Source organism: Pseudomonas sp. KB_15 (assembly GCF_052114525.1).
Classification (GTDB): domain Bacteria; phylum Pseudomonadota; class Gammaproteobacteria; order Pseudomonadales; family Pseudomonadaceae; genus Aquipseudomonas.
In genome coordinates, this window is record NZ_JBFREX010000014.1 from 45,022 (window position 1) to 70,444 (window position 25,423).

A 25,423-nucleotide genomic window follows, 5' to 3' on the forward strand; every position below is an offset into this window, starting at 1 on the left:
GGAGCCTACTTCTGCGCCCCATCATCATGCTGCAGATTCGCCTGGGTCAGGTTGCTGCCCGCCGGCACGCTGCGGGTCAGCCAGACGTTGCCGCCAATGGTCGAGCCCTGGCCGATGGTGATCCGCCCGAGAATCGTCGCCCCGGCATAAATCACCACGTCATCCTCGACAATCGGATGCCGCGGCTGGCCTTTCTGCAACTGACCGTCTTCGTCTGCCGGGAAGCGCTTGGCGCCCAACGTCACGGCCTGATAAATCCGCACGCGCTCGCCGATGATCGCCGTCTCGCCAATCACCACGCCAGTGCCATGGTCGATGAAGAAACTGCGGCCGATCTGCGCGCCGGGGTGAATGTCGATACCGGTGGCCGAGTGGGCGATTTCCGCGCTGATACGCGCCAGCAACGGCAGCCCGGCACGGTACAAATGGTGAGCCAGACGATGATGAATCACCGCCAGAATCCCCGGGTAGCACAACAGCACTTCATCGACACTGCGCGCGGCCGGGTCGCCGTGATAGGCCGCCAGCACGTCGGTGTCCAAAAGGCTGCGCAACCCCGGCAGGGCGAGGGCGAAGTCCTGAATGATCTGGATGGTTTTGGCTTCGACTTCGGTATCGGCCTGGGCACTGTGGCGCGCGGCGTAGCGCAATTCGAGCCGCGCCTGGGCCAACAGCGCATTCAACGCCACATCCAGCGTGTGACCGACATAGAAGTCTTCGCTCTCTTCACGCAGGTCCACCGGCCCCAGGCGCATCGGGAACAGCGCACCGCATAGGGCTTCGAGAATCTCTGCCATGGCCGCCCGGGAGGGCAGCTCGCGACCGCCCTGCTCGGTACTGGCCCGGCCATTTTGCGCTCGCCATTGCTCACGCGCGGTGCGCAGCTGGCTGACGATGGTCTGCAATTGCCAATGGCTGGAACGCTCACTCACGGTAAAAACTCCTCACGGGCGACCGGACTGTCTGGCCGCACTGACGGCAATTACTTTACGGCAAGGGTTGCAAGGCAAATTAAGAACCAATAGTGCTGTGCTCAGTACGATTGGCTATAAGCGATTGGCGGTTGCCCAGGCTTTTGGGCGTGCCTATAGTCCTGAGACCTTCAACGGCCAGTACGGACCCATGATCAAACAACAGCTCGCCCGCTTTAACCGCCTCGACCTGCTCGGTCAGCCCACCGCCCTGGAAAAACTCGAACGCCTGTCGACCTGGCTGGGTCGCGACGTGTACGTCAAACGCGATGACCTGACGCCGCTGGCGATGGGCGGCAACAAGCTGCGCAAACTCGAATACCTGGCCGCCGATGCCTTGGCCCAGGGCGCCGACACCTTGATCACGGCGGGGGCGCTGCAATCGAACCACGTGCGCCAGACCGCCGCCATTGCCGCCAAGTTGGGCCTGGGCTGCGTAGCCCTTCTGGAAAACCCCCTCGGCACCGATGACAGCAATTACACCGGCAATGGCAACCGACTGCTGCTCGACCTGTTCGATGCCAAGGTCGAACTGGTGGAAAACCTCGACAACGCCGACGAACAACTGCAAGCCCTGGCCGTCCGACTGCGCAGCAACGGCAAGAAGCCGTACCTGGTGCCGATCGGTGGCTCCAATGCCTTGGGTGCTCTGGGTTACGTGCGTGCGGGGCTGGAACTGGCCGAACAGATCAAGGATTGCGGCCTGACATTCTCGGCCGTGGTTTTGGCCTCGGGCAGCGCCGGCACTCACAGCGGCCTGGCACTGGCATTGAGTGAAGCACTGCCGGATCTGCCAGTGATCGGCGTGACGGTTTCGCGCAGCGACGAAGACCAGCGGCCGAAGGTTCAAGGTTTGGCTGAGCGCACTGCGGAGTTGTTGGGGGTGAGTCTGCCGGCGGCATTCAACGTCGAGCTGTGGGACGAATATTTCGCCCCGCGTTATGGCGAGCCGAATGCCGGCACACTGGCGGCGGTGAAGCTGCTGGCGAGTCAGGAAGGCTTGCTGCTGGACCCGGTCTACACTGGCAAGGCCATGGCCGGGTTGCTGGACGGGATTGGTCGTCAGCGTTTCGACGACGGCCCGATTATCTTCCTGCACACCGGCGGGGCTCCGGCGTTGTTTGCCTACAAGGATTTTCTGTAGGCGCGAGCTTGCTCGCGATGGACGACAGGGCACCGCGGGGTGTCAGGTTGCCAGTGTTATCGTTGACGACCATCGCGAGCAGGCTCGCTCCTACAGTAAAAACGCAAGCTATTCCAAAATGGAATAACCAGAAGAAGAATTATTATTTTCCAATCTAAAAACGCCATCATATAGTCATGCTACAGGCGAATTTCCCGAGAGACGCATACGCTGCTTTAAGGCAGGATAGCGCTGTCGCTTAACTCCCGATTTCGCCAAATTTGCGCAAAAGCGTCTTCCATAAGAAAACACAGGGGCTTGTCATGAATTTTTCCGCACTACGTCGCAATCTGCTGGTGGGCTCGCTGGGCCTGGCTCTGAGCGCTGGCCTGATTGGCCAAGCCGTTGCCGGTGAGCAACTGCAAAAAATCAAAGACGCCGGCGTGATCAACGTTGGCCTGGAAGGCACTTACCCACCGTTCAGTTTCGTCGACGCCGACGGCAAACTGGCCGGCTTCGAAGTCGAGTTCTCCGAAGCCCTGGCCAAAGAGCTGGGTGTCAAAGTCAAACTGCAACCGACCAAATGGGACGGCATCCTCGCGGCGCTGGAATCCAAGCGTCTGGACGTAGTGATCAACCAGGTGACCATCTCCGAAGAGCGCAAGAAGAAGTATGACTTCTCCGAGCCTTACACCGTTTCCGGTATTCAGGCGCTGGTGCTGACGAAAAAGGCCGCCGAGCTGAACATCAAGTCCGCCGCTGACCTGTCTGGCAAGAAAGTCGGCGTAGGCCTGGGCACCAACTACGAAGAGTGGGTGAAAGCCAACGTGCCAACCGCTGACATCCGCACCTACGAAGATGATCCGACCAAGTTCCAGGACCTGCGTGTCGGCCGTATCGACGCCATTCTGATCGACCGCCTGGCCGCGCTGGAATACGCCAAGAAGGCCAAGGACACCACCGCCGCCGGTGACGCGTTCTCCCGTCAGGAAGCCGGCATTGCCCTGCGCAAAGGCGAGCCTGAACTGCTGGCCGCGGTGAACAAGGCAATCGACAAGCTGCGCGCCGATGGCACCCTGAAAAAGCTCTCGGAAAAATACTTCAACGCTGACGTCACTCAATAATGGAAGAAGCTTTCCAACTCGCACTGGACTCCGTGCCCTTCCTGCTCAAGGGCGCGTACTACACGGTGATCCTCAGCCTGGGCGGGATGTTCTTCGGCCTGGTGATGGGATTCGGCCTGGCGCTGATGCGCCTGTCGCGCTTCAAACTGGTGAGCTGGATCGCCCGCATCTACGTGTCGTTCTTTCGCGGCACGCCGTTGCTGGTGCAACTGTTCGTGATCTATTACGGCTTGCCGCAATTGGGTCTGGAACTTGATCCACTGCCGGCAGCCCTGATCGGCTTCTCGCTGAACATGGCCGCCTACGCCTGCGAAATCCTGCGTGCCGCGATCAGCTCCATCGAGCGCGGCCAGTGGGAAGCGGCTGCCAGTATCGGCATGACCCGCGCGCAGACCCTGCGCCGGGCCATCCTGCCGCAAGCGATGCGCACGGCTTTACCGCCGCTGGGCAACAGCTTCATTTCGCTGGTCAAGGACACGGCGCTGGCCGCCACCATCCAGGTACCGGAACTGTTCCGTCAGGCACAGCTGATCACCGCCCGTACTTTCGAAATCTTCACCATGTATCTTGCCGCCGCACTGATCTACTGGGTCCTGGCCACGGTGCTGTCGCACCTGCAGAACCAGTTGGAAGCGCGGGTCAATCGGCACGACCAGGAGTCCTGACCCGATGATTGTCGTGGAAAAACTGACAAAGCAGTTCAAGGGTCAAGTCGTGCTCAACGGCATCGATCTTGAGGTCAAGGAAGGCGAGGTTGTGGCAATCATCGGCCCTAGCGGTTCGGGCAAGACCACCTTCCTGCGCTGCCTGAATTTTCTGGAAGAACCCACCAGCGGCCGGATCAAGGTCGGTGATATCGAGGTCGATACCAGCCGTCCCCTGAACCAGCAGCAGAGCCTGGTGCGGCGTTTGCGCCAGCACGTAGGTTTCGTGTTCCAGAACTTCAACCTGTTTCCCCATCGCACCGCCCTGGAAAACGTCATCGAAGGCCCGATCATCGTGAAGAAGATTCCGCACACCGACGCCGTTGCCCTGGGTAAAAAGCTCTTGGCCAAGGTTGGTCTGGCGGGCAAGGAGGACGCTTACCCGCGTCGCCTCTCCGGTGGTCAGCAACAGCGCGTGGCGATTGCCCGGGCGCTGGCGATGGAGCCGGAAGTGATCCTGTTCGATGAGCCGACCTCGGCCCTCGACCCGGAGTTGGTGGGCGAGGTGCTGGCGACCATCCGCGGCCTGGCCGAAGAGAAGCGCACCATGGTGATCGTCACCCACGAAATGGGATTTGCCCGGGACGTGGCCAACCGGGTGGTGTTTTTCGACAAGGGCGTGATCGTCGAGCAAGGCGAAGCGAAGGCGTTGTTTGCCAACCCGAAAGAAGAGCGGACAAAGCAGTTTCTCAGCAAGTTCCTGAATAACGCTCACAACTAACAAACCTGCACAACAACGGTCAACTTCCACGGATGGAAGTGACACCTCCTAAAAAGCCACCCCAACAATATCAAACTAAACTTATATATTCGACATGCCTTTTTTGTAATCGCGTGCGGTACATATATATGCTTCGCAACAATTCAGTCGAGTGACTCCATTCGGTCACCTATCGCATGGAATGACCGGCCACCTGCCACCAAACGTCCGTACAACAAGGCATTCAGCAGATAAAGTCGACACAGTGACAGGGTTTACTTACTTGTCGCCGTAGGAGTTTTCTGAATAGCATCAAACTTCAGCCACAACTAACAAATCTTATTGACACTGGTTATCCAGAACTCTTATCTAGTCTCCAACCAGCGACACTCACCACGCTCAAATCATTATTTCAATTAAAAGTAATGAAAGGTTTTGCTGTTCGATATTTAGTTTTTGACTTTCCAGAAACGGACTTCGTTGCAAGACTTCAAGGAGACTTCATGAAAAGCACCTCGAACAAATCCGGGCTTGCAGCCCCGACCCTGGCGCAATCCAACAAGACCGGCATAAATGTCACTTGCGCGGCGCACCTGCTGATCGATGTGGCGCCCTACCCCGCCATGGACGCAGGTGACCTGATTGAACTGTTCTGGGACAACTGCTACGTGGCCTCCCGCGTGCTGACGGCCAGCGATGTCGGCCAACCGGTGCAGTTGCGGGTGCCTGAGAGTTTTGTCGCCAACGGTACTTCGCGCATTCATTACCGGGTCATGCAAATTGGCCGGGGCCCGGCGGTATCGGTCAGCCGCAACGTGCAGATCAAACTCGACTGTCCAGGCGGCCAACCTTCGGCGCTGTACGGCGATGAAAACCAGTGCCTGGCACCAGTGAGCATTCCCGAGGCGATTCGCCGTCAGGGGGTCAATCCGAGTCAGGTCAAACGCGGTGTTCCCTTGACTATCGAGCCATACCTGAACATGGCCGTCGACGACGAAATCACCCTGCGCTGGGGCGATGTGCGCATGGATCTGCCACGGCTCAAGTCCGCCGATGTGGGCCAGCCGATCCAGGTCTGGATACCGCCGGCCATCATCCTCGAAGCCGGCGAAGATCTGCGGCTGGAAGTGACGTACTGCATTCTCGACAGGGTGGGCAACAACTCCCGCTGGGCACCGGCCCGCACCCTGAAGATTGGTTGTGCCAATCCTTATCTGAAAGTCCCCCCGAAAAAAGTGCTCAAGGCTGCCGAGTCCCGCAAGCAATGAAGACAGGGGTCAGTGCACACCAGCTGAATCATCCTTCTATTCATATTCCTAAAAGTTAGTTCATAAAATATTTATACACGTTTAGGGTATATAAACCGGACCACCGGACATCCTTGTTTTCGTTCGCCGCCTTCTGCGGCGCTTCCATAAGATGTGAGGTAGGTATGGTCCGGAACACAATCACCCCAGTGCAGATCGCCAGGGCATTGCGTGCAGCCAAGGAGTGGCACTGATGTCCAGTCTGGCAGACGCAATCGTCCAGAGTGACCTGGACATCGCCCCGTTGTTGTTGCCCGCACAAGTCTTGCGCAACGATGCTCAAGCCATCAAGGCGGCCCACGAACTGGCGCAAGTCGCGCGCCTGCAAGCGGCCAAACGTGACCAGCAGCGCAAGCTCCCATGGTCTGAAATCGAACAGTTCACCCGTAGCGGCCTGGGCAGCATTTCCATCCCCCGCGAGTACGGTGGCCCGCAAGTTTCGTTCGTCACCCTGGCCGAGGTCTTCGCGATCATTTCCGCCGCCGACCCGGCGCTTGGGCAGATTCCGCAGAACCAGTTCGGCATTCTTAACCTGGTGCTCGGCAGCGCTACCGAAGCGCAGAAAAGACAACTGTTCAAAAACGTCCTCGATGGCTGGCGCATCGGCAATGCCGGGCCGGAACGTGGCACCAAAAACACCCTTGAACTGAAGGCACGCCTCACCGTTGACGGCGTCCTCAACGGCCAGAAGTTCTATTCCACCGGTGCACTGTTCGCCCATTGGGTCGCGGTCAAGGCATTGAACGACGACGGCAAACAAGTGCTGGCGTTCATCCGTCGCGGCACACCGGGTTTGCGCATTGTCGATGACTGGTCGGGTTTCGGTCAGCGCACCACCGCCAGCGGCACCCTTTTGCTCAACAACGTGCAGGTCGATCCCGACCTGGTTGTGGATAACTGGCGGATCAACGACACGCCGAACATCCAGGGTGCCGTCTCCCAACTGATTCAAGCGGCCATCGACGCCGGTATCGCCCGAGGCGCCATCGACGACGCCATCGACTTCGTGAAAACCCGCGCCCGGCCGTGGATCGACGCCAAGGTCGAGCGGGCCAGCGATGACCTGTATGTGATCGCCGATATCGGCAAGTTGAAAATCGAATTGCACGCCGCCGAAGCGCTGCTGCGCAAAGCCGGGCAAGTGCTCGATGAAGTCAGCGCCGCACCGCTCACCGCCGAGTCCGCCGCCCGCGCCTCGATTGCCGTGGCCGAAGCCAAAGTGCTGACCACCGAGATTTCGTTGCTGGCCAGCGAAAAGCTATTCGAACTGGCCGGCAGCCGCGCGACCCTCGCCGAATTCAACCTCGACCGCCACTGGCGCAACGCCCGGGTGCACACGCTGCACGATCCGGTGCGCTGGAAATATCACGCCGTTGGCGCCTTTCGCCTCAACGGCACGCTGCCTAATCGCCATTCCTGGATTTAACGACCAGAACACTTTTTACCAGAGCTCTGGAGAAACACATGAGCATTTCTCACCACGTCGCGGTCATTACCAGCGATGAACAAGCACTGATCATTGCCAGCGATCTGGCCGAAGACTTCAGACGCGACAGCGCCCTGCGCGACCGCGAGCGCCGCTTGCCACACCCGGAGCTGGAGGTATTTTCCCGCTCGGGCCTGTGGGGCATCAGCGTGCCAAAGGAATATGGCGGCGCCGGTGTTTCCAACGTCACCCTGGCCAAGGTCATCGCTCTGATCGCCCAGGCCGACGGCTCGCTGGGACAGATTCCGCAGAACCATTTTTATGCCCTCGAAGTGCTGCGCGTGAACGGCAGCCACGAGCAGAAAAAACGTCTTTATGCCGAAGTGCTGGCCGGCCAGCGCTTCGGCAATGCGTTGGCCGAGCTCGGAACCAAAACTGCACACGACCGCGTCACAAGCCTGACTCGCGAGGGCAGCGGTTATCGCATCAATGGTCGCAAGTTCTACGCCACGGGCGCGATTTACGCCCAGCGCATTCCCACCTCGGTGGTGGATGAAAACGGCGTGCAGCAACTGGCGTTCGTCCCGCGCAACAGTAAAGGCCTGACGGTGATCGACGACTGGAGTGGCTTCGGTCAGCGCACCACCGGCAGCGGTTCGGTGGTGTTCGAAGATGTCTACGTCGCTGCCGAAGATATCATCCCGTTTCAAAGCGCATTCGAGCGCCCGACCCCGGTCGGCCCGCTGGCGCAGATTCTTCATGCCGCCATCGACACCGGCATCGCCCGCGCCGCGTATGAAGATGCATTGCACTTCGTGCGCACGAAAACCCGGCCGTGGATCGACGCCACCCACGAAAAAGCCACGGACGATCCGCTGACCCTCAAGAGCTTCGGCCACCTGAGCATTCGCCTGCACGCCGCCGAGGCACTGCTGGAGCGTGCCGGTGAATACCTCGACAAGGCCCAGGCCGACACAAATGCCGAGACCGTCGCTGGCGCATCGATTGCCGTCGCCGAAGCCCGCGCCCTCAGCACCGAAATCTCCCTGGCCGCCGGCAGCACGCTGTTCGAACTGGCCGGCAGCCAGGCGACCTTGATCGAACACGGTCTCGACCGCCACTGGCGCAACGCCCGGGTGCACACCTTGCACGATCCGGTGCGCTGGAAGTACCACGCCGTTGGCAATTACTACCTCAACGATGAAAACCCGCCACTGCGGGGGACCATCTGAATGGCTAAAAAGAAGATCCTGCTCAATGCCTTCAACATGAACTGCATCGGGCACATCAACCACGGTTTGTGGACGCACCCGCGCGACACATCCACCCGCTACAACACGATCGAATACTGGACCGAACTGGCGCAGCTACTGGAGCGCGGGTTGTTCGACGGCCTGTTCATCGCCGACATCGTCGGGGTCTACGACGTCTACCAGAACTCGGTGGATGTGCCGTTGAAAGAGTCGATCCAGCTGCCGGTCAACGACCCGCTGCTGCTGGTGTCGGCCATGGCGGCGGTGACAAAAAACCTCGGTTTCGGCCTGACCGCCAACCTCACCTACGAAACGCCGTATCTGTTCGCCCGACGCCTGTCGACGCTGGATCACCTCAGCCGTGGCCGCGTTGGCTGGAACATCGTCACCGGCTACCTCGACAGCGCCGCCAAGGCCATGGGCCTGAGCGAACAGGTCGAGCATGACCGCCGCTATGACCAGGCCGACGAGTACCTGGAGGTGCTCTACAAACTCTGGGAAGGCAGTTGGGAAAACGGCGCGGTGCTGAACGACCCGCAGCAGCGGATCTACGCTTCGCCTGAGAAAGTGCACAAGGTCGAGCACAAGGGCGAGTTCTATCAGGTCGAGGGTTATCACCTCTGTGAACCCTCGCCACAGCGCACGCCGGTGCTATTCCAGGCTGGCAGTTCGGATCGCGGCTTGCTGTTCGCCGGGCGGCATGCCGAGTGCGTGTTCATCAGTGGCCAGACCAAGGCATCGACCAAGGCGCAGGTGGACAAGGTGCGGGCCAGCGCCGTCGAAGCCGGGCGCAATCCCGAGGACATCAAGGTGTTCATGGGCCTGAACGTGATCGTTGGCGCCACCGAAGAGCTGGCCTGGACCAAGCACGCCGAATACCTGAGCTACGCCAGTGCCGAGGCCGGCGTGGCGCATTTTTCGGCGTCCACCGGGATCGACTTTTCCCAATACGAGATCGACGAGCCAATCCAGTACGTGAAGAGCAACGCGATCCAGTCCGCCACCAAACACCTGCAAAACAACGACTGGACCCGGCGCAAACTGCTGGAACAACACGCCCTCGGCGGTCGCTACATCACCGTGGTCGGCTCACCGCAGCAAGTGGCGGATGAGCTGGAATCCTGGATCGCCGAAACCGGGCTGGATGGCTTCAACCTGACCCGCATCGTCACGCCGGAAAGCTATGAGGATTTCATCGAGCTGGTGATCCCCGAGTTGCAGCGCCGTGGGTCGTACAAGACCGCTTATGACAACGGCACTTTGCGGGAAAAGCTGTTTCGTGAAGAGGCGTTTTTGCCTGAGCAACACATCGGTTCGACTTTCCGACGCTAAAAGCTTCGCGAGCAAGCCCGCTCCCACAGGGGAATGCATTCCAAATGTGGGAGCGGGCTTGCTCGCGAAGAGGCCCCACCAGACACCAAAAAATCAATGCACTGACTGGATAACTCATCATGAAAAAGCACTACCTCTCTCACCCAGTCAAAGCACTGGCCCTGGCCCTCGGCCTGTTCAGCTCGGTGACCTTCGCCGCCGACACGCCGCTGAAAATCGGCACCACCGCCGCTTTCGCCATTCCCCTTGAAGCGGCCGTCGAAGAAGCCAACAAACAAGGCCTGAAAGTCGAGCTGGTGGAGTTCAGCGACTGGATCGCACCAAACGTCAGCCTCGCCGCCGGCGACATCGACGTGAACTACTTCCAGCACATCCCGTTCCTGGAAAACGCCAAGGCTGCCTCGGGTTTCGACCTGGTGCCTTTCGCACCGGGCATCATCAACAACGTCGGCCTCTACTCGAAGAAATACAAAAGCTTCGACGAACTGCCGCAAGGCGCCAGCGTGGCCATCGCCAACGACCCGATCAACAGCGGTCGAGGCTTGCAACTGCTGGCCAAGGCCGGCCTGATCACCCTCAAGCCCGGCGTCGGCTACAAGGCCACCGAAGAAGACATCGTGGCTAACCCGAAGCACATCAAGATCCTGCAAGTCGAAGCCGTGCAACTGGTACGTGCCTATGACGATGCCGATCTGGTACAGGGCTACCCGGCCTACATTCGCTTGTCGAAGACTTTCGATGCGGGCTCCGCACTGCTGTTCGACGGCCTCGATCACAAGGAGTACGTGATTCAATTCGTGATCCAGCCGAAGAGCAAAACCGACCCGCGCCTGATCAAGTTCGTCGACATCTACCAGCACTCACCCGCTGTGCGCGCCGCACTGGATAAGGCCCACGGCAAGCTCTATCAAGCCGGCTGGGAAAGCTGAGCATGACTGCCGCCATCCAACGGCGACTGGAGATTCCAGAGCCGCAAAGCGCCGAGCGCACTGAGCTGCATCCCGAACTCAACCATGCCCACGTCCGCTTCATCGGCCTGGGCAAAACCTACAACGGCCAGCAAGGACCGGTGGCCGCGCTGCACGGCATCGACCTGGCGATCCAGCGCGGCGAAGTATTCGGCATCATCGGCCGCAGCGGCGCCGGCAAGTCGTCGCTGATCCGCACCATCAATCGCCTGGAACAACCGAGCAGCGGTCGGGTGCTGATCGATCAGGTCGACATCGGCGAGTTCGATGAGGACCGCCTGGTGACGCTGCGTCGGCGCATCGGCATGATCTTCCAGCACTTCAACCTGATGTCGGCCAAGACCGTTTGGCAGAACGTCGAGCTGCCGCTGAAAGTCGCCGGTGTGCCCAAGGAAAAACGCGAGCGAAAAGTCCGCGAACTGCTGGAACTGGTCGGCTTGCAGGCTAAACACAAGGCTTACCCGGCGCAGTTGTCCGGCGGGCAGAAACAGCGCGTGGGCATTGCCCGGGCGCTGGTGCATGACCCGCAAATTCTGCTGTGCGACGAAGCCACCTCGGCGCTGGACCCCGAGACCACGCAGTCGATCCTCGGCCTGCTGCGCGAGATCAACCGGCGCCTGGGCCTGACCATTGTGCTGATCACCCACGAGATGGCGGTGATCCGCGAGATCTGTGATCGCGTAGTGGTCCTCGAACACGGGCGCATCGTCGAGCAGGGGCCGGTGTGGGAAGTCTTCGGCAATCCACAACATGAGGTCAGCAAGACGTTGCTGGCGCCGTTGCAACACGCATTGCCGGAAGAACTGCAAAGCCGTTTGCAGCCGCAATCGAACGCCCCGGATGCAGCCGTAGTCCTGCGCTTGCAGTTCACCGGCAGCCAACGCGACGAGCCGGACCTGGCGGCACTGTTCAGCGCCCTGGGTGGCCGCGTGCGATTGCTGCAAGGTGGCTTGGAACGGATTCAGGGTCATGCGCTCGGGCAACTGCTATTGGCGGTGACGGGCTCCCCCCTCGATGCCGAAGAATTGCGTCAACGCGCCGGCCATTGGGCGCAACAGGTGGAGGTACTGGGTTATGTGGTTTGATCGCTTGCTGCAGGGTTTCATCGACACGTTCCTGATGGTCGGCGTGTCGTCGTTGATCGCGCTGTTGGCGGGCATTCCGCTGGCGGTGATCCTGGTCACCAGCTCCAAGGGCGGCATCTACGAAGCCCCGGCACTGAACCGCGCACTGGGCGGGTTCGTGAACCTGTTTCGCTCGATTCCGTTTCTGATTTTGATGGTGGCGCTGATTCCGTTCACCCGGCTCATCGTCGGCACTACGTATGGCGTATGGGCGGCCGTGGTGCCGTTGACCATCGCGGCCACGCCGTTCTTTGCGCGCATTGCCGAAGTCAGTTTGCGCGAGGTCGACCACGGCTTGATCGAAGCGGCGCAAGCCATGGGCTGCCGGCGCTGGCACATCGTTTGGCATGTGTTGTTGCCGGAGGCGCTGCCTGGGATTGTCGGTGGGTTCACCATTACCCTGGTGACGATGATCAACTCTTCCGCCATGGCCGGGGCGATTGGTGCGGGTGGACTCGGAGATATTGCCTATCGGTATGGGTATCAGCGCTTTGATAGCCAGATCATGCTGACGGTGATTGTGCTGCTGGTGGCGTTGGTGGCAGTGATTCAGTTGGGTGGGGATCGGTTGGCGCGGGGGTTGAACAAGCGCTAGGAATGTTGCGAACACTCTTTGTGGCGAGGGGGCTTGCCCCCGTTGGGCTGCGAAGCGGCCCTAAAACCATTCAATGAGGTGTGTCAGAAAAACGAGGCAGCAGGTTTTGCGACTGCTGCGCAGTCGAACGGGGGCAAGCCCCCTCGCCACAGGTGATCACCGACTCTGGCAGGGAAGTTTTCGTACAGGGAAATCAGCAGTTTTGCAGGCCTGTTCCCTTTCCTTTGCAGGACATTTCCTAGATCATTTCGCTCGCTTGCGCCTGCCATTTTCCGTGGCTAGTCTCGGTCCGTCACTGCTCATCAGTGATCGGGTTTAGTCGCCCGGATACCATCGGGCGCACAGCGCCACCTTTTCTCAGGTGTTTTTTATTGCCTGAATTTTATGGTGGCTGTGCGCAGGGCACCCTAGGGTGCGCCGGTGTTGCCTGGTGGCCGGTCGACTAACCTGTGTGCAGCCGCCACCCCTATTCGTTTAGTCGCGATGACGGTTGGCTCCTACTAATATCAGGAGTTTTACCAATGGAAAAATCCGTACCCGATCCCCCCGAAACCTCCACCGACGACCCACTCAGGGATCGCTCAGCGCTTTACCGTGCCATCGATTTCCACCTCACCGGCAAACAACCCGCACCACCCGATGAAATGCGCTTCTACAACGTCAGCAAGGACGTGAGCTTCGAAGACACCCAACTCTATGTCGCCGACCTGCTGCGTTGCGCTTCGGTCACGGCGTATCAGTGTGGCGATCAACTCAAGGGGGCCGACCGGGCGATGGTGTACTCGATCTGGCATTTGCTGGAGATTGCCAAGGCGATGGTGGATCACTCCATTGAGTGTTTGGGGATGAAAAAAAGTTGAGTCGGACTTTAGTAATCCGTTGTCAGTGATACCGCTTTCGCGAGCAAGCCCGCTCCCACACTTGGTCTCTGGCGTACACAATCCATTTGTTCGACGCGGTTAAGTGTGGGAGCGGGCTTGCTCGCGAATGGCTGCGCAGCAGCCCCATACCTGATGGCGTATATTCGGTACATCCCACTTGCCTGCGCAGCCGACCATGAAGCAAACACCCGACGACCTCGAACAGATCACCGCCACCACCCTGGGCCATTACAACGCAGTGGCCGAAGACTTCCGTGAAGGCACGCGCGATCACGACGTCAGCCAGAACATCGAGGCCCTGTTGCGGCATATTCAGGGCGATGCGCCTTTCGACATTCTCGATTTTGGCTGCGGACCGGGTCGTGATTTGCAGACGTTCACCCGTATGGGCCACAAGGCTGTCGGCCTCGACGGTTCGGAAAAATTCGCGCGGATGGCCCGTGAGGACAGTGGTTGCGAGGTCTGGCAGCAGGACTTCCTGAAGCTTGATCTGCCGGCCGAGCGTTTTGACGGAATTTTTGCCAACGCGGTGCTGTTTCATGTTCCGCGTCAGGAGTTGCCACGGGTGTTGAAGCAGTTGTGGGGAACGCTGAAACCGGGTGGGGTGTTGTTCAGTTCCAATCCCCGTGGCGAGAATCAGGAAGGCTGGAACGGGCCGCGTTACGGGGCATATCACGACCTGGCAGCCTGGCAGCAATTGTTGACCGAGGCGGGGTTTGAGGAGCTTGAGCATTACTACCGGCCGGCAGGGCTGCCGCGGGAGCAACAGCCTTGGTTGGCGAGTGTGTGGCGTAAAGCTGTGTAGTCAGTCCCGACGCCATCGCGAGCAAGCTCGCTCCCACAGTTGACCGCGTACTCCTGTGGGAGCGAGCTTGCTCGCGATGAGCGCGCAGCGCTCGCCTCTACTGCACCTCTTTCTTCGGCTCGCGAATCTTGTACCAGGCCACATACAGCGCCGGCAAAAACAGCAGCGTCAGCAAGGTGGCGATGACGATCCCGCCGATCATCGCGTAGGCCATCGGCCCCCAGAACACTTCCCGGGCAATCGGGATCATCCCCATGCTCGCCGCTGCCGCGGTCAGCAGGATCGGCCGACGTCGATGCTCGGTGGCCTGCACCACCGCATCCCACGGCGCATAACCCTTCAGTTCGTACTCCTCGATCTGGGTCACCAGGATCACCGAGTTACGGATGATGATACCGATCAACGCGAGAATCCCGAGGATCGCCACGAAGCCCATGGGCGTACCCGTAGGCACCAGCGCGATCACCACGCCGATCAGCCCCAACGGCGCGACGCTGGCCACCAGGAACAGCTTCTGCACGCTGTGCAACTGGATCATCAGGAAGGTCGCCATCAGGAACAGCATCAGCGGCACTACCTTGGCAATCGGTCCCTGGGCCTTGCCGCTTTCCTCCACCGTACCACCGGTGGCGACCTTGTAGCCCGCCGGCAGCTTCGCAGCGAAATCGTCAATGGATGGCTTGAGGATTTTCACCAGGTCCGTCGGCTGGATCTCGTCGCGGATCGCCGCCTTGATGGTGATGGTCGGCAGGCGATCGCGACGCCACACCAGCGGCTGCTCCAGTTCGTAGCGCACCGTGGCGAACGCCAGCAGCGGAATCGACGTGCCGCCAGGCGTGACGATTTGCAGGTTCTGCAGGGTTTCCGGCGTACCGCGCTCGGAGTCCACCGCACGACCGACCACGTTGATCAGGTAAATGTCGTCGTCGACCTGGGTCACCGCCTGGCCGCTGACGATGCCGTTCATCAGGTTGGCCACATCCTCGGAAGACAACCCCAACTGCCGCGCCTTGTCCTGGGCGATGTCGATGCGCAGCACTTTGCCCGGTTCGTTCCAGTCGTAGATGATCTCGCCAATGTGCGGGTTCTTGTCCAGCTCCGTGGCCAGGTCAATGGCATGTCGGCGCACCTGGTCGATGTCTTTGCCGCTGATCCGGTACTGGATCGGACGCCCTACCGGCGGGCCCATTTCCAGTGCCTGGACATAACTGCCGATGCCGACGAAGTCGTTGCGCAAGCGCTCGCGAAGCTTCTGCATCATGGCTTCACGGGTATGGCCTTTGCTGACGATCACCAACTGCGCATAGAACGGGTTCTGCAGTTGCTGGTCCAGTGGCAGATAAAAACGGATTGCACCCTGCCCGATGTAAGTGCTCCAGCGCACGATGTCCGGATCGTCCTTGAGCGTGGCTTCGAGGCGATCGACGGCCCGGCGGGTTTCGTCGATCGAGGCGTTTTGCGGCAGGTTCAGGTCCACCAGGATTTCCGGGCGATCCGAAGACGGGAAGAACTGGTTCTGCACGTAACGCATGCTGAACACCGCCAGCACAAAGCACAGCACGGTGATGCCAATGGCCCACCAGCGATTGCGCATGCACCACAGCAGCCCGCCGTTGAAGGCCTTGCCGATACGCCCCGGTTCACCTTCATGGGGTTTCACCTTGGTGCTGAGAATGTGCACGCCAATCACCGGCGCAAACAGAACCGCCACCACCCATGACACCAGCATCGCGCAGGCAATCACCGCAAACAGCGTGTAGGTGTATTCACCGGCGGAGCTGGCGTTCAAGCCGATCGGCACGAAGCCCGCCACCGTCACCAGCGTACCGGTGAGCATCGGGAACGCCGTGGAGGTGTAGGCGAAGGTCGCGGCCTGCTCCTTGGTCTCGCCCAGTTCCAGGCGCGTGACCATCATTTCCACGGTGATCATCGCATCGTCCACCAGCAGGCCGAGGGCGATGATCAGTGCACCCAGGGAAATCCGCTGCATGGTGATGCCGCTGTACTCCATGAACACGAACACCATCGCCAGCACCAGCGGGATCGAGCAGGCCACCACCAGTCCGGCGCGCACGCCAAGGCTGACGAAGCTGACCAGCAGCACGATCACCACCGCCTCGAACAACGCGCTGGTAAAGCCACCGACGGCCTCCTCGACCACCACGGCCTGGTCGGACACGTTGTAAATGCCAACGCCCACCGGCAGGTCGGCGGTCAACTGGTCAATACGGGTGTGCAAGGCCTTGCCGAACGCCTGGACGTTGCCACCCTTCTGCATGGCAATCGCCAGGCCGATGGCCGGTTTGCCGTTGAAGCGGAATTCCGGCGAAGCCGGATCGACGTAGCCTCGGCTGATTTCGGCAATGTCGGCCAGACGATAGTAGCGGTCATTGAGCTTGAGGTTGACCTCGGCCAGGTCTTTCTCCGAAGCGAACTTCCCTGAAGTGCGTACCGAAATCCGCTCCGGCCCGGCCTCGATGACACCCGCCGGGGTCACGGCGTTCTGAGATTGCAGGCTCTGCACCACCTGACGCTCATCGATGCCCAGCGCTGCGAGTTTGCGCGTGGAGAAGTTCAGGTACAGCACTTCGTCCTGCTGGCCGACCATTTCGATCTTGCCCAGGCCCGGCACACCGCGAATTTCCATGCGCGCCTGTTCCACGTAGTCGCGCAACTGACGCAGGGTCAGGCCGTCGGCGGTGAAGGCGTAGATCGACCCGAAGACGTCACCGAACTCGTCGTTGAACGACGGCCCCTGTATGCCTTGCGGGAACTGGTATTTGATGTCGTTGATCTTTTTGCGCACCTGGTACCAGATTTCCGGGATGTCCTTGGCACTGGTGGTGTCGCGCAGGTACACGTACACCGTCGATTCACCGGGGCGCGTGTAGCTTTTCACGTAGTCGAGGGAGTCGAGCTCTTCAAGCTTTTTCTCGATCCGGTCGGTGATCTGCTTGAGGGTTTCCTCCTGGGTCGCCCCCGGCCATTTGCTCTGGATCACCATCGTCTTGATGGTGAACGAAGGGTCTTCTTCGCGCCCCAGGTTGAAATACGAGAACACACCCATCAGCAATGCGACGAACATCAGATACCAGATGAACGACTGATGCTTGAGGGCCCATTCCGAGAGGTTGAAAGGCCCTTTCATTGACTGTCCTCGTCGATTTTCACTTGCTGCCCCGGTTTGAGGCTGTTCACACCGGCACTGACCACCCGCTCGCCGTTCTTCACGCCGCCGGCCAGTACCACGGTGCTGTCGGTGCGGCTGATCACCTGGATTTCACGGGGGGAGACGGTTTTACTCTGCGCATCGATCACCCAGATACGTGGCTTGCCATCGACCTCTTGCAGCGCGGTGACAGGCAATTCGATGCGCGGCTTGATCGCCGAGCTCAGGGTGACGCTGATGGCCGTACCCAAGCGAAAACCCTGTGGCGTTTCGGCCAGGGACAGGCGGGCGCGACGGGTGCGTGTAGCGCTTTGGGCCTGAGGTTCGATTTCGCGAATGACGGCGGTGGTGTTGATGCTCGGATCAAGTTGCGCAGCGACCAGAAACACCACATCGCTGGGCAGTTGATCGACCAGGGTATCCGGCAGGTCAATCACCGCTTCCTTGATGTCCGGTTGTGCCAGGGTCACCACTTGCTGACCCGCCGTCACCACTTGCCCGGCCTCGGCGCTCCATGCGGTGACCACGGCTTTATGGTCGGCGCGCAACTCGGTGTAGCCCAGTTGGTCCTTGCTCTGGTTGACGGCCGCCCGGGCCTGATCGAGGGAGGCCTGGGTGGTTTTCAGGTACGTATTGGCCTCGTCCAGTTGCGCTTGCGCACCGACCCCGCGATCAAACAAGGCTTGCTGACGCTGGGCACTGGCCTTGGCATTGATCAGTTGCGCCTGGATTTTCGACAGGTCGCCCTGGGCCGAACGCAACTGGTTCTGCTGATCGGAAGGATCGAGGGTGGCGAGCAGCGTGCCCTTGTCCACCCCGGTTCCGACATCGACGTTACGACTGGCGATGCGCCCGCCCACGCGAAAGCCGGTATTGCTTTCATAGCGTGCCTGGATGCTGCCGGCGAAGCGGCCCAGGTCCTCTTCGCTCAAGGCCTGAATCTTGATCGACAACACAGGCCGTACCGGTGTCGGCGGCGGTTCGCTCTTGGAACAGGCGCTCAGCACCAGCCCGATGGACAACGCCCATAAAGGCTTCATGGCTTAGCTCCCCAGGTCAGATCCTTGTAAGTGTTTTCGGCAATTTCGACTTCCATGTCCGGGTGCAACAACTGTCCGCCCGCGACAATGACTTTCTCCCCGCCCTTCAACCCGTCGCTGATGATGACCTTGCCGGTCAGGTAACGGCTGACAGTGACCGAGTGCAACTGGGCCTTGCCCTTGTCATCGACAATCCAGACCGCAGGTTCACTGATGTTTTTGGTCAGCGCCGACCATGGCAACTCGATGACCGACTTGCCCGACCCCCTGGCCGTGGCACTCACCACCGAGCCCAATTGCATGCCTTCGGGCAGGCTGTTGAGGCCGACCTTGACCTGCACGGTACCGGATTGTGCCGACACCGACGGGGTGATTTCGCGCACGGTGCCGGTGGTTTTGATCGCCGGGTTGTCGAGCAGGCTCAGGACAATGGTTTCATCGCTCGGCTTCTCGGCCAGCAGCGATTCATAGACATTGAACACCGCATCCCGGTCGCCGTCCCGGGCCAGGCTGAAGATCGGCATCGTCGCCTGAACCACCTGGCCGACTTCCGCCTGACGTTCGGTAATGATCCCCGGTGCATCGGCGATCAGCGCCGTATAGCTCAACTGATCCCTGGCATTGGCCAACTGCGCCTGGGCGGCGCTCAAGGCGCTCTGGCTGCTGCGCAAGGCTGCCTGGGCCGAGTCGAATTCACTCTGGCTGGTGTAGCCCTTGGGCAAGAGCTTTTGCTGGCGCACGAACGCCGCTGCGCTCTGCTTTACCCGCGCCTGTTCGGCGACGACTTGCGCCTGGGCCGAATCGACATTGGTCTGCAAATCCTTGGGGTCGAGCCGGGCCAGCACTTGCTTGGCGGTCACTCGATCACCGACGTCGACCGAGCGCTGGATGATCTTGCCACCCACGCGGAAAGACAGCTCCGTTTGTATCCGGGCCTGGATATCACCGGTGAGGGTAACCGGGGCCGCGTAATCCGCCGGTTTGACGACTTGTACGAACACCCGTGGCAGGTATTCCTGCACGGTTTTTTTCTCTTCGCAAGCCGTTAGCAGGGTGACGACACTCAAGGCCATGACTACTTTTAATCCGGGAACCGCCATGCAAACTCCTTGGCCTTTTTTATGGACAACTCGACAGAGAGCTTAGAACAGGGTTTCAACCTTGCACGCCCCGCTTATGAAGAAAAAAATCGCACCGCTTTACCCCTGAAACACTTGCCATAGACGGCTGCGCGTGCCTGACAATGAACCCCGCCCGATCCCGCTTCAGGAACCCACATGCTCAAGACCCTCGCGGTGGCCAATTACCGCTCGATCAACAAACTGGTGATCCCGCTGGGCCAGCTGAATCTGATCACCGGCCCCAATGGCAGCGGCAAATCCAACCTTTACCGTGCGCTGCGGCTGCTGGCGGAAACCGCTCAGGGCGGTGTGGTCAATGCCCTGGCCCGTGAAGGCGGGCTGGATTCGACCTTCTGGGCCGGCCCGGAAACCATCAGCCGGCGCATGCGCAACGGCGAAGTGCCCATCGAAGCCACGGTGCGCCAAAGCGTCAAACGCCTGCGGCTGGGTTTTGCCGGTGAAGATTTTGGCTACTCGATCAGCCTGGGCCTGCCCGATTCCAATGGCCATTTCATGCTGCCCGGGCACAGCTTGCCCATACCGTCACGTTTCAGCCTCGACCCGCAGATCAAGCGCGAATGCCTATGGGCTGGAGCGTTCTATCGTCCGGCCAGTCTACTGGTCGATCGTGACGGCCCAATGATTCGCGCCCGCGCCAATCGCAGTTGGGATGTACTGGCCCAACACACGCCGACTTTCGACAGCCTGTTCGATCAGGTCGGCAGCCTGCGCGGTTCGCCGGAAGTGCTGGAGATGCGCGAGTTCATCCGTCGCTGGCGCTTTTATGATCACTTTCGCAGCGATGCCAACGCCCCGGCGCGTCAACCACAACTGGGCACCCGCACGCCAGTGCTGCATCACGACGGACGCGACCTGGCGGCGGCCTTGCAGACGATCATCGAAATCGGCGATCCCGAGGCGTTGCAGGCCGCGATCAGCGACGCGTTTCCCGGCGCGCGACTGCACATCGAACCACTGCCGGGTGGACGCTTCGCCATCGAGTTCTTTCAGGAGGGTTTGTTGCGGCCGTTGTCGGCCGCCGAATTGTCGGACGGAACATTGCGCTACTTGCTGCTGGTTGCAGCGCTGCTGACGCCGCGGCCGCCGACCCTGATGGTGTTGAACGAACCGGAAACCAGTCTGCATCCGGATCTGCTGCCGGCGCTGGCGCGTTTGATTATCCGTGCATCAGAACAGTGTCAGGTGTGGGTGGTATCCCATGCCCGGCGCTTGATTTCGGCATTGCAGCAGGATCCGCAATGCAACTGCATCGTGCTGGAAAAAAATCTCGGCCAGACCGGGATCGTGGGCCAGCGCATGCTGGATGAGCCGGCATGGTATTGGCCGGATTGAATGGCAGGTGATTTGCCGGGAAGATGGAAGACGTCTATTTTCCCTTGTACCGCAGGAAGGATCTTTTTTTCGAAACACAGCTCCAGGGACGTACCACTTTTGGCCAGATTCCCGGCCAACACCTCACAAGGACGAGAACATGGCAGACGCAAAAACGCCGCAACGGCTGGATCCGCAGGACATTCTGAAATTATTGATGGCGTTGCACAGGGCGTTGAAGGCCGGGCCGGCCTGAGCAACTCCAGAGTCAACAGGCTCTTTGTGGCGAGGGGGCTTGCCCCCGTTGGGCTGCGAAGCGGCCCGTAATAACCTCCCAAATTCTCAATGACGCTCCTTGGGACGAATGCTGCGCATTCGAACGGGGGCAAGCCCCCTCGCCACAAAAGCTCCCTCGCCACAGGTAAATCGAACGCTCAAAAAAACGCCGACGCTAAATCAGCCGTCGGCGTTTGAAACCTTGAAGGGGTTTACTTCGCGAATCAGAACGCAGGCAATACCGCGCCGCTGTACTTCTTCTCGATGAACGCTTTCACTTCAGGGCTGGTCAGGGCTTTGGCCAGTTTCTGGATGGCAACGCTGTCCTTGTTGTCCGGACGAGCCACCAGGAAGTTCACGTAAGGCGAGTCGGCACCTTCGATCACCAGCGCGTCTTTAGCCGGGTTCAGACCTGCTTCCAGCGCGTAGTTGGTGTTGATCATGTCCAGGTCGACCTGATCCAGCACACGCGGCAACATCGCCGACTCAAGCTCCTTGAACTTGAAGTTGTGCGGGTTCTTGGCGATGTCTTTCGGCGTGGCCAGAGCGTTTTTCGGGTCCTTCAACTCGATCAGGCCGGCTTTCTGCAGCAGGATCAGGGCACGACCGCTGTTGCTGCCTTCGTTCGGGATGGCAATGGTCGCGCCGTCTTTCAACTCAGCCAGGGTTTTGACTTTCTTCGAGTAGCCGCCAAACGGTTCGACGTGCACGCCGATCACGGTTTCCAGGTGAGTGCCTTTACCTTCGTTGAAGCTTTTCAGGTACGGCAGGGTCTGGAAGTAGTTGGCGTCCAGACGCTTCTGGTCGACCTGAACGTTCGGCTGAACGTAGTCGGTGAAAACTTTGATTTCCAGGTCCACGCCTTCTTTGGCGAGGGTTGGCTTGATCAGCTCGAGAATCTCGGCGTGTGGAACCGGGGTTGCGGCAACCACCAGTTTTTCGCCAGCCTGGGCCAGGCCCGCGGTCAGGGCAGCCGCCAATGCGGTGAACAACAGAACCTTTTTCATGCAGTGTCCTTATCGAAAATCACAGTCGCTTGTGGCGACGGCTTGAAGATGAGAGTGCCAGTGAAGTGCTATCGCTGGCGTGAAGCGGACAATACCGGGATTCTTTATTCCCGAACAATAACGTTTATTCAGCTTCATATTCCATTTTGTTCATACAGCGCGTTAAAGCGTCTGCGTCAGGCTTTCCAGCAAACGCTTGAGTGCCGAACGCTCGGCAGCGGTGCCGTTTTTGCTCGTATAAACAACGTGTTGCTCGATTTTTGCGAGTGAAATCGAAGGCTCCGGCAGGTTCAGATGCTCCGGTAAAATCTCGTCACCGGTGCTCACCAACAGCGCAAAGTGAATGATGTTTTCCAGCTCCCGGGTATTGCCCGGCCAACTGTGGCGTTCCAGCACAAGTTGCGCCGCTTCACTGATCAATGGCACCGGCAGGCCGAGGCGTTGGCTGTAGATGCCGAGAAAGTATTCGGCCAGCGACAGGATGTCGCCCGTGCGCTCGCGCAGTGCCGGCAGTTCGAGCTGGCCTTCGCTGAGGTAGTGATAAAGCCGCTCATGGAATTTTCCGGCGGCGACGGCCTGGGCCAGATCGATGCTGGTGGCCGCCACCAGCCGCACATCCACCGGGCTCGGCTGCTGAGCGCCGACGCGGGTGACTTCGTGGTTCTCCAGGGCGGCGAGCAGCTTGATCTGGATCGGCAGCGGCAGGTCGCCGATTTCGTCCAGGTACAGCGTGCCGCCATTGGCCGAACCGAACCAGCCTGCACGACTGCTCGCCGAACCGCTGTAGCTGCCCGCCGCATAGCCGAACAGCTCGGCGTCGGCGTAGGTCGGGCTGATCGCGCCGCAATTGACCGATACGAACAACCCGCCGCGATCACTGGCGCGATGGATATGCCGCGCCAGCAATTCCTTGCCGGTCCCGGTTTCGCCTCGGATCAGCACCGAAACTGAACGCGTGGCCAGTTGCTCCAGGTCCTCGCGCAACTTCCGCGAACGCGGATCGACAAACACCAACGCCTTGGCGCGGATGCTCAGGGGACTTTTTTCGGCATCGGGAAAGGTCAGCAGCGGCTGACCGAAGGTTTCAAAGCTCATGGCAGACTCCCGCCCAAAACCGCCGGGAGACGGGGGCGTTAAATAAAGAAAGTGTTCAAGCGCGGCGCAGGGCGTGGTGTTCCATACGGTTYTGCAGGCGATAGAGATAGGCAAAACCCTGCTCCCAGCGCTGGTGACCGGACTTCACGTTGATATGCCCCGCCCCCGCCAGAATCCCCGCCTCGGCGCCCCATTGGCGCGCCAGCTCCAGGGCTCGCGGCGCACTGACGGCACTGTCGTTGTCGGAGCTGACGACCTGGCTCGGAAAGGGCAGCAGATCCGTTGGAATCGGCGCGAAGTTGCGCAAGGCCGGCGCGCAGGCCGGGCGTTCCACATCCGCCGGTGCGACCAGCAGGGCACCACGCACTTGACGCAAAAACTGCACGGGTGCGGTCGCTGCCCAATGGGCGACAGTGATGCAGCCCAGGCTGTGGGCAATGAGAATCACCGGCGTGCTGTCGGCGGCAATCGCCTCGGCCAGCGCCGCGACCCAGTCTTCACGGCGCGGTGTCAGCCAGTCGGCCTGCTCCACCCGTGCGCTGTTCGGCAGACTGTTCTGCCAGTGGCTTTGCCAATGATCTTCTGGCGATCCTTGCCAGCCCGGCACAATCAGGTAGCGAATTGATTCGTTGCGCATGGGGGAGCTCTCCTGCTGCGTGTCTGTTCCCGGACGAGTATAGGGAGGAGAGATATATTCGTTAAGGAATAAGAAGCTATTTATTAAGATCCATATCGAATATTAAACATATAACCTGTGGGAGCGAGCTTGCTCGCGAAAGGGCCCGGACATTCAACTTCGATGTCGATTGATCCACCGCCTTCGCGAGCAAGCTCGCTCCCACAGGGAACAGTGTGTTCACGAAAGTTGAAGCAAAAAAAAAGGGCCGCACCCTGCCAAGGAGACGGCCCCGGAAAATCGAAAATCGGTTAACGCGCAGTAATCACCGACAGCCTGGTAATCCCTGCCCGCTCAATCGACGCCATGGCCCGGGCCACCTCGCCGTAATTCACCCCATCGTCCGCCTGCAACTGCACGCGCACCTCGGGGTCTTTGGCCTTCGCCGACCTGAGGTTGAACTCCAGCAAGTCCGGCTGTATCTCGTCCTTGTTGATAAACAGTTTGCCGGCACCGTCGATGCTCACCACCAACGGATCTTTCTGCTCCACCGGCGCAACCGCTTCGGTCTTGGGCAGGTTGATCGGAATGGCGTTGGTCAGCAGTGGCGCGGTGACGATGAACACCACCAGCAACACCAGCATCACATCCACCAGCGGCGTCACGTTGATCTCGCTGAGCACCTCATCGGTGTCTTGCGTGGAGAAGGCCATATCAGGACGCCTCCTTCACTTTCTGTGCGCTGCCCTGGGCCGCCAGTTTGTGTGCCGTCGGGTGAATCAGCACGCGGAACGAACTCTTCTGCGCCAGGCTGTAGAAGTCGTGGGCAAAGTCATCCAGGTCCGCCGCCGTCAGTTTCAAACGACGCAAAAAATAGTTGTAAACCAGCACCGCCGGTACCGCGACGGCGATCCCTACGCCGGTGGCAACCAGCGCCGCGCCAATCGGCCCGGCCACCGTTTCCAGACTCGCCGAACCGGCCGCGCTGATGCCCTTCAACGCTTCCATGATTCCCCACACCGTGCCGAACAAACCAATGAACGGTGAGGTGCTGCCAATGCTAGCGAGCACCGCCAACCCGGTTTCCAGCGACCGGCGCTCGCGCACGATCTGCTGACGCAAGGCACGCTCCAGACGATCCTGATGATTGATCGCCTGGCTCAAGTCCGCCGCCTGCGGCGCCTCGCCGACCTGGATCGCGGCATAACCTGCCTGTGCAACCCGGGCTGCCGCTCCGGGCCGGGTTTCGCTCAGTTCGGCCGCCGAGTCGAGACTCGAAGCGGCCCAGAACTGTTGATGAAACTTTCGATCCTGTGCCTTGAGGCGACCGAACTGCACGCCCTTGAGCAATGCCAAACCCCAGGTCGCGACGGAAAAAACCACCAGCAGCCAGATCACCGCGCTTTCGATGGATTCAAGTGGAGATGCCAGTAACGTCATGGTGTATTCCTCGT

23 protein-coding genes are annotated in these 25,423 nt (G+C 60.1%); 14 read left to right on the forward strand and 9 right to left on the reverse strand.

Annotated features, from left to right (window positions below; all coding sequences use genetic code 11):
- Positions 1–5 precede the first annotated feature (5 nt).
- Entirely contained in the window at positions 6–932 is a 927-nt protein-coding gene (epsC, locus tag AB4Z35_RS14310; RefSeq protein ID WP_007983137.1) for a serine O-acetyltransferase EpsC, read from the reverse strand.
- Between the two features lie 190 nt (positions 933–1,122).
- On the opposite strand from epsC, the gene AB4Z35_RS14315 reads away from it, so the two are divergent.
- The 13 genes from AB4Z35_RS14315 to AB4Z35_RS14375 all read left to right on the forward strand — a co-directional run bounded on the left by AB4Z35_RS14315 (position 1,123) and on the right by AB4Z35_RS14375 (position 14,313).
- Positions 1,123–2,115: a D-cysteine desulfhydrase gene (locus AB4Z35_RS14315; RefSeq protein WP_442097684.1), complete on the forward strand. Its 993-nt coding sequence runs from the start codon at positions 1,123–1,125 to the stop codon at positions 2,113–2,115.
- Between the two features lie 302 nt (positions 2,116–2,417).
- Positions 2,418–3,218 (forward strand): cystine ABC transporter substrate-binding protein, encoded by an 801-nt coding sequence (tcyJ, locus tag AB4Z35_RS14320; protein ID WP_442097686.1) that lies wholly within the window; start codon positions 2,418–2,420, stop codon positions 3,216–3,218.
- Entirely contained in the window at positions 3,218–3,883 is a 666-nt protein-coding gene (gene tcyL / locus AB4Z35_RS14325) for a cystine ABC transporter permease (protein ID WP_007972897.1), read from the forward strand. The genes tcyJ and tcyL overlap by 1 nt, the downstream gene beginning before the upstream one ends.
- A 4-nt stretch (positions 3,884–3,887) precedes the next feature.
- Positions 3,888–4,643 carry an L-cystine ABC transporter ATP-binding protein TcyN gene (gene tcyN / locus AB4Z35_RS14330; RefSeq protein ID WP_442097688.1) on the forward strand — a complete coding sequence of 252 codons (756 nt, stop codon included), beginning with the start codon at positions 3,888–3,890 and terminating at the stop codon, positions 4,641–4,643.
- 482 nt (positions 4,644–5,125) lie between these two features.
- Entirely contained in the window at positions 5,126–5,890 is a 765-nt protein-coding gene (locus tag AB4Z35_RS14335) for a hypothetical protein (protein ID WP_442097689.1), read from the forward strand.
- 232 nt (positions 5,891–6,122) lie between these two features.
- Positions 6,123–7,355: an SfnB family sulfur acquisition oxidoreductase gene (locus AB4Z35_RS14340; RefSeq protein ID WP_442097690.1), complete on the forward strand. Its 1,233-nt coding sequence runs from the start codon at positions 6,123–6,125 to the stop codon at positions 7,353–7,355.
- Between the two features lie 38 nt (positions 7,356–7,393).
- Positions 7,394–8,587, forward strand: coding sequence for an SfnB family sulfur acquisition oxidoreductase (locus tag AB4Z35_RS14345; RefSeq protein ID WP_442097692.1), 1,194 nt, complete (start codon positions 7,394–7,396; stop codon positions 8,585–8,587).
- Positions 8,588–9,940, forward strand: a complete 1,353-nt coding sequence (locus AB4Z35_RS14350) for an LLM class flavin-dependent oxidoreductase (protein ID WP_442097693.1) — start codon at positions 8,588–8,590, stop codon at positions 9,938–9,940.
- Between the two features lie 119 nt (positions 9,941–10,059).
- Positions 10,060–10,869 carry a MetQ/NlpA family ABC transporter substrate-binding protein gene (locus AB4Z35_RS14355; RefSeq protein WP_442097694.1) on the forward strand — a complete coding sequence of 270 codons (810 nt, stop codon included), beginning with the start codon at positions 10,060–10,062 and terminating at the stop codon, positions 10,867–10,869.
- Positions 10,870–10,871: 2 nt separating this feature from the next.
- Positions 10,872–11,993 (forward strand): methionine ABC transporter ATP-binding protein, encoded by a 1,122-nt coding sequence (locus AB4Z35_RS14360; RefSeq protein ID WP_442097695.1) that lies wholly within the window; start codon positions 10,872–10,874, stop codon positions 11,991–11,993.
- A complete protein-coding gene (locus AB4Z35_RS14365; RefSeq protein WP_007999735.1) occupies positions 11,983–12,627 on the forward strand; it encodes a methionine ABC transporter permease in 645 nt (214 codons plus the stop codon). Before AB4Z35_RS14360 ends, AB4Z35_RS14365 begins: the two co-directional genes overlap by 11 nt.
- A 521-nt stretch (positions 12,628–13,148) precedes the next feature.
- Positions 13,149–13,487, forward strand: coding sequence for a DUF6124 family protein (locus tag AB4Z35_RS14370; RefSeq protein ID WP_442097696.1), 339 nt, complete (start codon positions 13,149–13,151; stop codon positions 13,485–13,487).
- Between the two features lie 196 nt (positions 13,488–13,683).
- A complete protein-coding gene (locus AB4Z35_RS14375; RefSeq protein ID WP_442097697.1) occupies positions 13,684–14,313 on the forward strand; it encodes a class I SAM-dependent methyltransferase in 630 nt (209 codons plus the stop codon).
- Between the two features lie 97 nt (positions 14,314–14,410).
- Here the strand turns inward: AB4Z35_RS14375 and AB4Z35_RS14380 are convergent, their stop codons facing one another.
- Genes AB4Z35_RS14380 through AB4Z35_RS14390 form a run of 3 tightly spaced genes read right to left on the reverse strand, consistent with a single transcriptional unit; the run spans position 14,411 to position 19,622 of the window.
- A complete protein-coding gene (locus tag AB4Z35_RS14380; protein WP_442097699.1) occupies positions 14,411–17,461 on the reverse strand; it encodes an efflux RND transporter permease subunit in 3,051 nt (1,016 codons plus the stop codon).
- On the reverse strand, positions 17,458–18,522 hold the full coding sequence (locus AB4Z35_RS14385; protein WP_442097700.1) for an efflux RND transporter periplasmic adaptor subunit: 1,065 nt from the start codon (positions 18,520–18,522) through the stop codon (positions 17,458–17,460). The genes AB4Z35_RS14380 and AB4Z35_RS14385 overlap by 4 nt, the downstream gene beginning before the upstream one ends.
- Positions 18,519–19,622, reverse strand: a complete 1,104-nt coding sequence (locus AB4Z35_RS14390) for an efflux RND transporter periplasmic adaptor subunit (RefSeq protein ID WP_442097702.1) — start codon at positions 19,620–19,622, stop codon at positions 18,519–18,521. The genes AB4Z35_RS14385 and AB4Z35_RS14390 overlap by 4 nt, the downstream gene beginning before the upstream one ends.
- A 177-nt stretch (positions 19,623–19,799) precedes the next feature.
- Between AB4Z35_RS14390 and AB4Z35_RS14395 the strand changes: the two genes are divergently transcribed.
- Positions 19,800–20,996 carry an AAA family ATPase gene (locus AB4Z35_RS14395; RefSeq protein ID WP_442097704.1) on the forward strand — a complete coding sequence of 399 codons (1,197 nt, stop codon included), beginning with the start codon at positions 19,800–19,802 and terminating at the stop codon, positions 20,994–20,996.
- 479 nt (positions 20,997–21,475) lie between these two features.
- On the opposite strand, the gene AB4Z35_RS14400 is transcribed toward AB4Z35_RS14395, so the two are convergent.
- The 5 genes from AB4Z35_RS14400 to AB4Z35_RS14420 form a co-directional block, all read right to left on the reverse strand.
- Positions 21,476–22,258, reverse strand: coding sequence for a MetQ/NlpA family ABC transporter substrate-binding protein (locus AB4Z35_RS14400; RefSeq protein WP_007972924.1), 783 nt, complete (start codon positions 22,256–22,258; stop codon positions 21,476–21,478).
- Positions 22,259–22,420: 162 nt separating this feature from the next.
- The gene (locus AB4Z35_RS14405; RefSeq protein ID WP_442097706.1) at positions 22,421–23,353 is read right to left on the reverse strand and encodes a sigma 54-interacting transcriptional regulator; all 933 of its coding nucleotides are present in this window, start codon (positions 23,351–23,353) and stop codon (positions 22,421–22,423) included.
- A 55-nt stretch (positions 23,354–23,408) separates the two neighbouring features.
- Entirely contained in the window at positions 23,409–23,990 is a 582-nt protein-coding gene (locus AB4Z35_RS14410; RefSeq protein ID WP_007999757.1) for an alpha/beta hydrolase, read from the reverse strand.
- A gap of 290 nt (positions 23,991–24,280) precedes the next feature.
- Positions 24,281–24,682 carry an ExbD/TolR family protein gene (locus tag AB4Z35_RS14415; protein WP_007999758.1) on the reverse strand — a complete coding sequence of 134 codons (402 nt, stop codon included), beginning with the start codon at positions 24,680–24,682 and terminating at the stop codon, positions 24,281–24,283.
- Between the two features lies 1 nt (position 24,683).
- Entirely contained in the window at positions 24,684–25,409 is a 726-nt protein-coding gene (locus AB4Z35_RS14420; RefSeq protein WP_204934118.1) for a MotA/TolQ/ExbB proton channel family protein, read from the reverse strand.
- Between the last annotated feature and the right edge of the window lie 14 nt (positions 25,410–25,423).

What these genes read in the sequence shown, in the direction of transcription:
- AB4Z35_RS14375 (WP_442097697.1), top strand. Translation starts at nt 13,684, where the DNA reads ATGAAGCAAACACCCGACGACCTCGAACAGATCACCGCCACCACCCTG.
- AB4Z35_RS14420 (WP_204934118.1), bottom strand. Translation starts at nt 25,409, where the DNA reads ATGACGTTACTGGCATCTCCACTTGAATCCATCGAAAGCGCGGTGATC.
- AB4Z35_RS14380 (WP_442097699.1), bottom strand. Translation starts at nt 17,461, where the DNA reads ATGAAAGGGCCTTTCAACCTCTCGGAATGGGCCCTCAAGCATCAGTCG.
- AB4Z35_RS14370 (WP_442097696.1), top strand. Translation starts at nt 13,149, where the DNA reads ATGGAAAAATCCGTACCCGATCCCCCCGAAACCTCCACCGACGACCCA.
- AB4Z35_RS14360 (WP_442097695.1), top strand. Translation starts at nt 10,872, where the DNA reads ATGACTGCCGCCATCCAACGGCGACTGGAGATTCCAGAGCCGCAAAGC.
- AB4Z35_RS14340 (WP_442097690.1), top strand. Translation starts at nt 6,123, where the DNA reads ATGTCCAGTCTGGCAGACGCAATCGTCCAGAGTGACCTGGACATCGCC.
- AB4Z35_RS14345 (WP_442097692.1), top strand. Translation starts at nt 7,394, where the DNA reads ATGAGCATTTCTCACCACGTCGCGGTCATTACCAGCGATGAACAAGCA.
- tcyJ (WP_442097686.1), top strand. Translation starts at nt 2,418, where the DNA reads ATGAATTTTTCCGCACTACGTCGCAATCTGCTGGTGGGCTCGCTGGGC.
- AB4Z35_RS14400 (WP_007972924.1), bottom strand. Translation starts at nt 22,258, where the DNA reads ATGAAAAAGGTTCTGTTGTTCACCGCATTGGCGGCTGCCCTGACCGCG.
- AB4Z35_RS14395 (WP_442097704.1), top strand. Translation starts at nt 19,800, where the DNA reads ATGCTCAAGACCCTCGCGGTGGCCAATTACCGCTCGATCAACAAACTG.
- tcyL (WP_007972897.1), top strand. Translation starts at nt 3,218, where the DNA reads ATGGAAGAAGCTTTCCAACTCGCACTGGACTCCGTGCCCTTCCTGCTC.
- AB4Z35_RS14335 (WP_442097689.1), top strand. Translation starts at nt 5,126, where the DNA reads ATGAAAAGCACCTCGAACAAATCCGGGCTTGCAGCCCCGACCCTGGCG.
- AB4Z35_RS14390 (WP_442097702.1), bottom strand. Translation starts at nt 19,622, where the DNA reads ATGGCGGTTCCCGGATTAAAAGTAGTCATGGCCTTGAGTGTCGTCACC.
- AB4Z35_RS14405 (WP_442097706.1), bottom strand. Translation starts at nt 23,353, where the DNA reads ATGAGCTTTGAAACCTTCGGTCAGCCGCTGCTGACCTTTCCCGATGCC.
- AB4Z35_RS14415 (WP_007999758.1), bottom strand. Translation starts at nt 24,682, where the DNA reads ATGGCCTTCTCCACGCAAGACACCGATGAGGTGCTCAGCGAGATCAAC.
- AB4Z35_RS14365 (WP_007999735.1), top strand. Translation starts at nt 11,983, where the DNA reads ATGTGGTTTGATCGCTTGCTGCAGGGTTTCATCGACACGTTCCTGATG.
- AB4Z35_RS14350 (WP_442097693.1), top strand. Translation starts at nt 8,588, where the DNA reads ATGGCTAAAAAGAAGATCCTGCTCAATGCCTTCAACATGAACTGCATC.
- AB4Z35_RS14315 (WP_442097684.1), top strand. Translation starts at nt 1,123, where the DNA reads ATGATCAAACAACAGCTCGCCCGCTTTAACCGCCTCGACCTGCTCGGT.
- AB4Z35_RS14355 (WP_442097694.1), top strand. Translation starts at nt 10,060, where the DNA reads ATGAAAAAGCACTACCTCTCTCACCCAGTCAAAGCACTGGCCCTGGCC.
- AB4Z35_RS14385 (WP_442097700.1), bottom strand. Translation starts at nt 18,522, where the DNA reads ATGAAGCCTTTATGGGCGTTGTCCATCGGGCTGGTGCTGAGCGCCTGT.
- tcyN (WP_442097688.1), top strand. Translation starts at nt 3,888, where the DNA reads ATGATTGTCGTGGAAAAACTGACAAAGCAGTTCAAGGGTCAAGTCGTG.